Source organism: Streptomyces sp. NPDC026417, from assembly GCF_055567695.1.
This window is the reverse complement of sequence record NZ_JBVHPY010000044.1, coordinates 21,859-30,482: the sequence shown is the minus strand read 5'-3', so window position 1 is coordinate 30,482 and position 8,624 is coordinate 21,859. Positions and strand designations below refer to the sequence as shown.

Here is an 8,624-nt window from a genome sequence, read left to right as displayed (position 1 = left end):
TCGCCGCCGAGAAGAACTCCACCCTCGTCCTGCCCTTCCCCGTCGAACTCCTGCGGTTCCTGGAACGCGCACAGAGCGGACAACCCGCACCGCCGGAGACCGCCGCGGAGCGTCCTCCCGCCGTGCGGCCGCCGGAGACCGACGAGTGACACGTGCTACGCGCGTGGTTCCGGTAGCCCGGAGTGCGTGATACCACAGCGGGGTCACAGTCCTGTCCGCCAGCAGGAGGGTTGCCCCATGTCCGAGAACGCTCGATCCGCGACGCGACGTCAGGTCCTCGCCCGCACAGGCGCGTTGGGCGCCTCGATCGCCTTCGCAGGAAACCTCTCCGAACTCTTCGCGGGCACCGCCGCCGCGCAGGATCTCGGCCACCACGGCTACGGCCCCCTCGTCCCCGACCCGGACGGACTGCTCGATCTGCCGGAAGGTTTCCGCTACCGGGTCCTGTCGCGGGAGGGCGACCCGCTGCGCTCCGGCGAGGGCCCGGTGCCGAGCAACCACGACGGCATGTCGGCCTTCCCCGGCGGACACGGCCGGGTCCACCTCGTCCGCAACCACGAGAACCGGCCCACCGCCAAGATCCCGGTCCCGACGATCGAGGGCATCACGTACGACCCGATGGGCAAGGGCGGGTGTACCGCGCTGACGGTGGACCAGCGGGGCCACGTCCTCTCGGAACGCGTCGCCATCGCCGGCACCGCCGTCAACTGCGCGGGCGGGCCCACCCCTTGGGGCACGTGGCTCACCTGCGAGGAGACCGAGGACAAGGCCGGCACCAACGGTTACACCAAGGACCACGGCTTCATCTTCGAGGTCGACCCGGTGGACCCGCGCCGCACCGGCGCCGTACCGCTCACCGCGATGGGCCGCTTCCAGCACGAGGCGATCGCCGTCGACCCCCGCCGGGGCGTCGTCTACGAGACCGAGGACGCGTTCCTCAAGCCCTTCGGCCTGTTCTACCGCTTCCTGCCCAACAAGCCCGAGGGCGGGCGGGGTTCACTGCGCGCGGGCGGCAGACTCCAGGCGATGCGCGTGCCCGGCGTACCCGACCTGTCCTCCATCCAGGAGACGGGCGCCACCTTCGACGGCATCGAGTGGGTGGACGTGCCGGACCCGCTCGCGGCCCAGACGCCCATCCGACTCCAGGACTTCGGCCCCAAGGGCATCACGCACGCCCAGAAGCTGGAGGGCTGCTACTGGGGTGGCAAATCCGTGTACTTCGTCTCCTCCTTCGCCCACAGCGCGGAGGGCTCCGCCGCGGACCACTACGGGCAGATCTGGCGCTACGACCCGTCGTCGCGCCGCCTCACGCTCGTGATCGTCTTCGGCCCGGACACCGACGTGCAGCTGCCCGGCGAGTCCCCGGACAACATCTGCCTCGCCCCGAGCGGCGGCCTCATGGTCTGCGAGGACGGCAACGGCGCCCAGCACGTCTTCGGCGTGACGCGGCGCGGCGAGGTGTACGCGATGGCCCGCGGCGCCCAGAACATCGGCACGCCCGAGGCCCCGGAGTGGGGCGAGTTCGCGGGTGTGACCTTCTCGCCGGACGGCCGGACCATGTACGTCAACTGCTACACCCCGGGCACGACGTTCGCGGTGACGGGGCCCTGGCGCAAGTGAGACGGGCGGGCGACCGCACCGGCACCGCCCGGGGGCGGCGCGCGTCGCGGTCCGCCGCCCGCTGACCGGGTCCGGAGCCCCGGGGCCCACGCCCCGGGGCTCCGCCGTCCCGTCGCTCCCGGCCCCGCGGCGGCCGCCGAACCGGCCTGCCGGGGCAACCGGGCGGCCGGCGGGCTTCTCCTCGAACACCTGCGGGCGCTGGACCCGCGGTACCCGAAGGCCGGCTTCGACGCGGCGGAGTGCCGCGAGCGGCTGCCGGGCCGGACACCTCCCGGCTGAGCGCGAGGGCATCCTGGGCGGCCGGGCGGGTGACGCCGGGGGCCGCGGGCCCGACTCGCGTCCATGAGGTCCGGATAATCACATTTATACTAATATCTTCATCCGGTGATCCTTCATGTACGACGCATCGCCGCCGTCTGTGCGCTGGGTGCGGCCCTCGCCGCCTGCGGGGCCACCGACACGCGGCCCGCCCGGCCTTCGGCGCAGCCCGCGCGGCCCTCGGCATCCGCCCCTTCGCTCTCCCCGACGCTCGCTCCGGGCCCGGCGGGACTGACGCCCGTCTTCAGGAACGGCCCCCGGACGCGGGACCGGACGGTCGCGCTCACCTTCGACGCCGACATGACCGCGGATCAAGGGGCACGGGCCGCGTCCGGCGAACGCTTCGACAACCCGCAGCTGATCACCGCGCTGCGCGAGCTGAAGGTGCCGGCCACCGTGTTCATGACGGGCCGGTGGGCCGACGAATATCCGGGAGAGGCCCGGGCCATCGGGCGGGACCCCCTCTTCGAGGTCGCCAACCACTCGTACAGCCACTACGCCTTCACCGGTGACTGCTACGGGCTGCCGACGGTGCCGCAGAGCCGGATGCGAGCCGACGTGGAACGTGCGTTCACCGCGTTCCGCCGGGCCGGGGTGCCGGACCCGAAGCCGTACTTCCGGTTCCCCGGCGGGTGCTACGACCAGCGGTCGCTGCGGACCCTGAGCGCGTCCGGCGTCACCGCCGTGCAGTGGGACGTCGTGAGCGGGGACGCGTTCGCGACGGACTCCGACGCGGTGGCCCGGCAGGTGCTGGACGGGGTCCGCCCCGGTTCCGTCGTCGTCATGCACTGCACGCGCAGCGCCGCCCCGGCGACCGAGCGGGCGGTGCGGAGCATCGTGCCGGAGCTGCGCGAGAAGGGGTTCAGGTTCGTGAAGGTGTCGGAGCTGATCGGTGCCACGGCGGCCCGCCGCTCCTAGGAACCCCGGCGGGCGGGCCCCCTGGGCGTCCGTCGGCCCCGGCAGGCGGGGCCCCCGGATGTCCGTCCTACGCTGGAGGCATGAGCGACCACCGCGAGACCGCCGGTACGGGAGCGGAACCGGCCGGCGCCCTTGACCCCGCGGCGGACGGACCGCCGTTCGCCGACTGCGTGCTCTGCCGGAAGCCGACCGAGTACCCGGAGTCGTACAAGGGGATCACGCTGTGCCCCGTCTGCGCATGGCAGGAGGCACAGCGCACCGCCTGTTCGGGCTGATCCGCCGGGCGGTCAGGCGGCCCGGCGCGAGGTGATACGCGCGTGCCGTGAAGGGAAGCGCGGCCGGGAAGCCCTCGGGGACGTACGCGGTGCGGGCCGGCCGCTGATCCGACCCGCGCCGGGCGCGCCGATCCCGGCGGCGAGCCGCAGCAGCGTCGACTTTCCGGTGCCGTTGCCGCCCTCGATCCTGACCAGCGAGCCGGGCGGCACGGTCAGGTCCACCTCCCCCAGCACCCAGGGCCCGCGGATGCCGCAGCGGCGACAGACGGCCTCCAGCCGCAGTGCGTGACTCGTGACCGGCATCCTCGCCCGCGGGCGCGAGCGCCCGCAGAGGGGCTGGTCGGCCCTGGCAGACTGGAGGGCGTGACCAGCGAACACACCCCCGCCGACCCTGCCGCCGCCCCTGCCTCCGCCTCCGCCGACGAGAGCCCCTTCCGCTCCGAGCGCACGGCACGCGACGAGGCGCCGCAGTTCGTGCTGCCCCTGGTCGTCCGCATCGAGAAGGCGGCTCCCCCGGCGCGCACCGACGCGTTGGAGACCGCGGCGCGTGCCGTCCTGACCATCCTGAGCGACGAGCGCTCGCTCGGCGACGGGGAGTGGGCGCAGCTCGTGCGGGACTGGCAGGACGCCCGGATCCGCAAGGTGGTGCGCCGGGCGCGCGGTGCCGAGTGGCGGCGGGCCGAGGCGCTGCCCGGCATCACGGTGACCGGGAAAGCGGCCGAGGTCCGCGTCTTCCCGCCGGTTCCGCTGGACGGCTGGCCCAAGGACCTGGCGCGTCTCCAGGTGTCCGGCACCGACCTCGACGACCCGGAGCCGCCGGTCGCCGCCGACGCGACGGCTCCGGTGCTCTGGCTGAGCCCGGACCTGGACATGTCGGCCGGCAAGGCGATGGCCCAGGCCGGCCACGGCGCTCAACTGGCCTGGTGGGAGCTGTCCGACGAGGACCGGGCCGCCTGGCGCGGCGCCGGGTTCCCACTCTCGGTCCGTACGGCCGCGCCCGCCGCCTGGAGCGAACTCACGGGTTCGGGACTGCCGTTGGTCCGGGACGCGGGCTTCACGGAGATCGCCCCGGGGTCGTGCACGGTGGTCGCCGACCACCCGGCGCTGCGCCGCTGACCGGGCATCTCAGGCGGGTACCGCTCCCGGCCGGGACGCCTGAACGGCCCGGCCGTTCCGTACGTAACCAGGTGAAGTGGGCCCCGTGAGGACCGCGAGAGGGCCGGCGGAACCTCAAATGTTGCTCTGAAGGTGCCCTCCGGCGGGTTGGGCGCCGAATCCCGGGGCCATGACCCCGTCACGCCGGAACGCCGGTGCGTCGCGGGGATCGCCGTGCGGGGACGGCACGCGGGGCCCGGCCGGGACGTGACGCAGGAGGGGGCAGGGACATGAAGCAGCTGGGGACGGGAATCGGGTGGCGTCCGGAGATCGCGGACGCCGTGGAGCGCATGCCCGGCATCGACTGGGTCGAGGCCGTCGCGGAGAACCTGTGCCCCGGCCACCTCCCCGAGTCGCTGCTGCGGCTGCGCGAGCGCGGCGTCACGGTGGTGCCGCACGGGGTCTCGCTGGGCCTCGGCGGTGCGGACCGCCCGGACGAGTCCCGCCTCACCGCCCTCGCCGAGCGGGCGCAGGCACTGGGCTCGCCCCTCGTGACCGAGCACATCGCGTTCGTCCGCGCGGGCGGCCCGCTCACCGCCTCCCCGCTGCTGGAGGCCGGCCATCTGCTCCCGGTCCCGCGCACCCGGGACGCGCTGGACGTCCTGTGCGCGAACATCCGCGCCGCCCAGGCGGTGCTGCCCGTTCCGCTCGCCGTCGAGAACATCGCCGCGCTGATCGCCTGGCCCGGCGAGGAGATGACCGAGGGGCAGTTCCTGTACGACCTCGCCGACCGCACGGGCGTACGTCTGCTGATCGATGTGGCCAACCTGCACACGAACCACGTCAACCGCGGCGAGGACCCCGCCGAGGCGCTGGACGAGCTTCCCGTGGAAGCCATCGCCTACGTCCATGTTGCGGGCGGTTTCGAGCGCGACGGCGTCTGGCACGACAGCCACGCCCACCCGGTCCCCCGGCAGGTGCTCGACATCCTCGCCGAGCTCGCCTCCCGGGTCTCCCCGCCCGGCGTCCTGCTGGAGCGGGACGAGAACTTCCCCGCCCCCGAGGAGCTGGAGCGGGAGCTGACGGCCATCCGGGAGACGCTGCGGACGGCCGCCGGCCGGGCGGTCGGCGCCGGAGCGGCCCGCACCCCGGCACCCGTCGCGCGTGCCGCCACGGCGGTGGCCCGCGGTGCCGAGCCCGTCGCCGACGGCGCGGTCCTCACCACCACCGGGGACGTCACCGTCACCGAGCCGGTCACCGGCACCGCGCCGGCCGACGCCGCGTCCCCCGGCACCGGCTCCGCCGACGCCTCCGGTCCGGCGCGGCAGCGGGTCGCGCTCGCGCAGGCCGCGTTGCTCTCCGCCCTCGTCGCGGGCACGCCGGTGCCCGAGGGCTTCGACCGGGTGCGGATGGGCGTACAGGCCAGGGCACTCGCCGCGAAGCGCGCGGACGTGGTCGCCAAGGTGGCCCCGGAGCTGCCCGAGATCCTCGGGGCGGCGTACCGGCCCGCCTTTGTGGCGTACGCGCAGCGGCACCCGATGACCGGCGGCTACCGGCGGGACGCCCTGGACTACGCCGAGCACCTGCTGCTCGCCGGGCGCCCCGAGGACGCGGAGGCCCGGCGCCGGCTGCGCGCGTGGTGGCTGGACCGGTCCGGGCCGGTGCCGCGCGCCGAGCGCCCCACGGCCCGCCTGGCCCGCGCCACCCGCCGCGTGCTGCTGCGCCGCTGAGCCGGGCCGGGCGGGCGGGGCCCCCGCGCCGGCCGCGACCGACCGGAATCCGCCCCCGGAGCCCACAAGCCCGACCCGGGAGCCGCCCGACCGCCCTACCGGGCCCGCCGAGTGTGCCCGGGCCCACACCACCGCCCCTCCCGCCGGACCTCGCGGCGACTCCTGCCGCTTTGCGGCGATATGCGGATGGACATATCCATCCGCATCCGGCGCCCGTTCCTCGCCGCGGAACCGGTCCCTCCTGTACGGCAGTTGGCATATGGACCGCAGTAATATGCCAATCCGCACCCGAAGCGCACCAGCGTGCGGTGCCGCAACAGGAGGCACCATGCGATCCATCAACCGCAAAGGACTGGTCAGTGGAACCGGGCTCGTCATCGCGGGCCTGACGGCGACCCTCGTCGCACTGCTCTTCCCGATCTGGTCGTACGCGGACCGCTCCGGCACGGGCCTGGACACCCTGAACGCCGAGACCGTGTCGACGGAGTTCGGCCCGCTGTCCGGGCTGGACCGGGAGTTCGTCACGAAGGTCCGGCTGGCCGGACTCTGGGAACTGCCCGCGGGCCAGCAGGCCCAGGAACGCGGCACCACCCAGGCGGTCCGGACCGCGGGCGGCCACCTCATCGAGGGCCACACCTTCCTCGACGCCCGGGTGCGCACGGTCGCCGCGCGCCTCGGACTCGAACTGCCCAACCAGCCCAACCCGCAGCAGCGCCAGTGGCTGGCCACGCTGGACGCGGCCCACGGCACCGCGTACGACCGCGAGTTCGCGAACATCCTCCGCAAGGCCCACGGCAAGGTCTTCTCGGTCGTCGCGCAGGTCCGCGCCAACACCCGCAACAGCCTCGTGCGCGATCTGGCCGACGACGCGAACACCACCGTGCTCGACCACATCAAGGTCCTCGAGGCCACCGGGTACGTCGACTTCGACGCGATCGCCGAGGACGCGGCCACCGCCGCGCCGCCCCCGCTGACCAACTCCCCCGCGCCGCCGGGCCCCAGGGCCTCCCCCAGCCCGCCGGTGCCGGTCACCCCTTCCGCGGGCTATCCGCTGCCCCCGGCCGCGTCCACCCCCAGGCCCCCGGACGGCACCGGGGACGAGTCGCCGTCCACATCGTGAATAAGGTGTGGCGCTCCCGGTCCCTGTCGCATAGAAAACGGCCATGTTCTGGGTCCTTCTTCTGCTGCTCGCCTGGGTCGCGACAGGCTCGGCCTGTACACGGCTGTGCCTGGCCGCCGTACGCGCCGCCGCCGACGACGACCGGCACGCCGGCCACGGGCACCGACTGACGCTGTACGAGGCCGCGTTCCTGTCCGGCGGCCCCGGGCGGGTCGCCGACCTCACCCTGGTGTCGATGGCCCGGCGACGCCGGCTGCTGCTCGCGCACACGGGCTGGGCGACCGTGGTGGATCCGGACGGGCGCGACGACATCGAGCGCTCGGTGCTGGACGCGATAGGCCCGCAAGGCCAGTCCCCGATCGCGCCGGTGCGCAGGACCACCGCGGCGGCCGACGCGGTGCGGCACCTCGCGGACCGCCTCGTCGCGGCCGGGCTCGCCCTGCCGGACGGAGCCCGCACCGACGTGGCCGGCGCCGTCCGCCGGGTCCGCGCCGCCGCCGCGGCCGTCGCCGCGCTGGGTGCGGTCGCCCTGCTGCTGCCCGGGCAGGCCACCGAGGACCGGGGACTGATCGCTCTCTGGTTCGCGCTGCCCCTCGTCCTCGCCCTGAGTTGCCTCGCCATCGCCCGGGTCGAGGTCCACCCCTACACCCGCTGGGCCTCCCCGGCCGGACAGCGGCTCCTCGGCGACCTGACCCCGCGTCACGGCGCCGCCGGGGACGACCGCGCCTACCTCACCTCCGTAGCCGTACGCGGCATCCGGGCGATCGGCGAGCCGGACCTGCGCGCGGCCTTCGGCCACCGCGAGCGGCAGCGCTAGGACGCTGCCGCTCGAACGGCAGCCGGGGGGAGCGTGCCGGTCAGGGCCGCGCCTGCTTCCGCACCCGGAAACGGAGCATCGTGACGGCTCCCGACCGGGTGGTGTCGAAGGGGTCCAGGTCGACCCTGTCGAGGCTCGGGGGCGAGAAGCGGACGCCGTCGCCGAGCAGCACCGGCAGGACGTACACCAGGATCTCGTCGACGAGCCCGCGCTGCAGGCACTGCGCGGCGACGTCGGCGCCGAGGATCTCCAGGTCCTTGCCGCCCGCGGCGCCGCGCGCCGTGGCCACGGCCTCCTCGACGTCGCAGGTGAGGAACGTGACGGCGGGGTCCGGCTCCTCGGGAGGCCGGTGGGTGAGGACGAACTGTGCTCCCCCCTCGTAGGGGGTGCCCTGTTCACCCATGCCCTTGGCGACCTCGTACGTGCCCCGGCCGACGAGCATGGCGCCCGTTGCCGCCATGACCTCGGGGAACACGTCCGGGGTCAGGAACTCGGCGATCCAGTCCATCGCGTGGCCGGGACCGGCGATGAACCCGTCCAGCGACATCGCCCTGTTGACGACCACTTTGCCGGTGCCGCTGCTCACTTCACTCATGCGTCTTCTCCAGGATTGCGGAGGCCGGGAGGCCGCATCATAGGTCGGCCGGGGGGGGGGGGGGGGGGGGGGGGGGGGTGGGGGGGGGGTGGGGGTGGGGGGGGGGGCGGGGGGGAGTCCCGGCGGCGACCTCGGC

Annotated in this window: 8 protein-coding genes and 2 pseudogenes; 8 read left to right on the top strand and 2 right to left on the bottom strand. The window is 74.6% G+C overall.

The window, feature by feature from the left end:
- From ACZ4NT_RS36850 to ACZ4NT_RS36835, 4 genes and pseudogenes are all read left to right on the top strand, one after another.
- Positions 1-149 (top strand): annotated as a pseudogene (locus ACZ4NT_RS36850) (slipin family protein); the annotation flags it as partial.
- An 88-nt stretch (positions 150-237) separates the two neighbouring features.
- Positions 238-1,620, top strand: coding sequence for a PhoX family protein (locus ACZ4NT_RS36845; protein WP_467729680.1), 1,383 nt, complete (start codon positions 238-240; stop codon positions 1,618-1,620).
- Between the two features lie 384 nt (positions 1,621-2,004).
- Positions 2,005-2,856 carry a polysaccharide deacetylase family protein gene (locus tag ACZ4NT_RS36840; RefSeq protein WP_121406667.1) on the top strand — a complete coding sequence of 284 codons (852 nt, stop codon included), beginning with the start codon at positions 2,005-2,007 and terminating at the stop codon, positions 2,854-2,856.
- An 80-nt stretch (positions 2,857-2,936) separates the two neighbouring features.
- On the top strand, positions 2,937-3,131 hold the full coding sequence (locus tag ACZ4NT_RS36835; RefSeq protein ID WP_121406666.1) for a hypothetical protein: 195 nt from the start codon (positions 2,937-2,939) through the stop codon (positions 3,129-3,131).
- 13 nt (positions 3,132-3,144) lie between these two features.
- On the opposite strand, the pseudogene ACZ4NT_RS36830 reads toward ACZ4NT_RS36835, so the two are convergent.
- Positions 3,145-3,434: pseudogene (locus ACZ4NT_RS36830) on the bottom strand (ATP-binding cassette domain-containing protein); the annotation flags it as partial.
- 60 nt (positions 3,435-3,494) lie between these two features.
- Here ACZ4NT_RS36830 and ACZ4NT_RS36825 point away from each other — a divergent pair.
- The 4 genes from ACZ4NT_RS36825 to ACZ4NT_RS36810 all read left to right on the top strand — a co-directional run bounded on the left by ACZ4NT_RS36825 (position 3,495) and on the right by ACZ4NT_RS36810 (position 7,893).
- Positions 3,495-4,247, top strand: coding sequence for an aminoacyl-tRNA hydrolase (locus ACZ4NT_RS36825; RefSeq protein ID WP_121406665.1), 753 nt, complete (start codon positions 3,495-3,497; stop codon positions 4,245-4,247).
- A 269-nt stretch (positions 4,248-4,516) separates the two neighbouring features.
- Complete coding sequence (locus ACZ4NT_RS36820) at positions 4,517-5,956, top strand: MbnB/TglH/ChrH family RiPP precursor modification enzyme (protein ID WP_467729678.1); 1,440 nt, start codon at positions 4,517-4,519, stop codon at positions 5,954-5,956.
- A 328-nt stretch (positions 5,957-6,284) separates the two neighbouring features.
- Complete coding sequence (locus ACZ4NT_RS36815; RefSeq protein ID WP_121406663.1) at positions 6,285-7,076, top strand: DUF4142 domain-containing protein; 792 nt, start codon at positions 6,285-6,287, stop codon at positions 7,074-7,076.
- 43 nt (positions 7,077-7,119) lie between these two features.
- Entirely contained in the window at positions 7,120-7,893 is a 774-nt protein-coding gene (locus ACZ4NT_RS36810) for a TIGR04222 domain-containing membrane protein (protein WP_121406662.1), read from the top strand.
- A gap of 40 nt (positions 7,894-7,933) precedes the next feature.
- Here ACZ4NT_RS36810 and ACZ4NT_RS36805 read toward each other — a convergent pair whose 3' ends face one another.
- A complete protein-coding gene (locus ACZ4NT_RS36805) occupies positions 7,934-8,488 on the bottom strand; it encodes a dihydrofolate reductase family protein (RefSeq protein ID WP_467729675.1) in 555 nt (184 codons plus the stop codon).
- Positions 8,489-8,624 lie beyond the last annotated feature (136 nt).

Coding starts and splice junctions, on each gene's coding strand:
- ACZ4NT_RS36835 (WP_121406666.1), top strand. CDS start 2,937: ATGAGCGACCACCGCGAGACCGCCGGTACGGGAGCGGAACCGGCCGGC.
- ACZ4NT_RS36805 (WP_467729675.1), bottom strand. CDS start 8,488: ATGAGTGAAGTGAGCAGCGGCACCGGCAAAGTGGTCGTCAACAGGGCG.
- ACZ4NT_RS36820 (WP_467729678.1), top strand. CDS start 4,517: ATGAAGCAGCTGGGGACGGGAATCGGGTGGCGTCCGGAGATCGCGGAC.
- ACZ4NT_RS36845 (WP_467729680.1), top strand. CDS start 238: ATGTCCGAGAACGCTCGATCCGCGACGCGACGTCAGGTCCTCGCCCGC.
- ACZ4NT_RS36810 (WP_121406662.1), top strand. CDS start 7,120: ATGTTCTGGGTCCTTCTTCTGCTGCTCGCCTGGGTCGCGACAGGCTCG.
- ACZ4NT_RS36815 (WP_121406663.1), top strand. CDS start 6,285: ATGCGATCCATCAACCGCAAAGGACTGGTCAGTGGAACCGGGCTCGTC.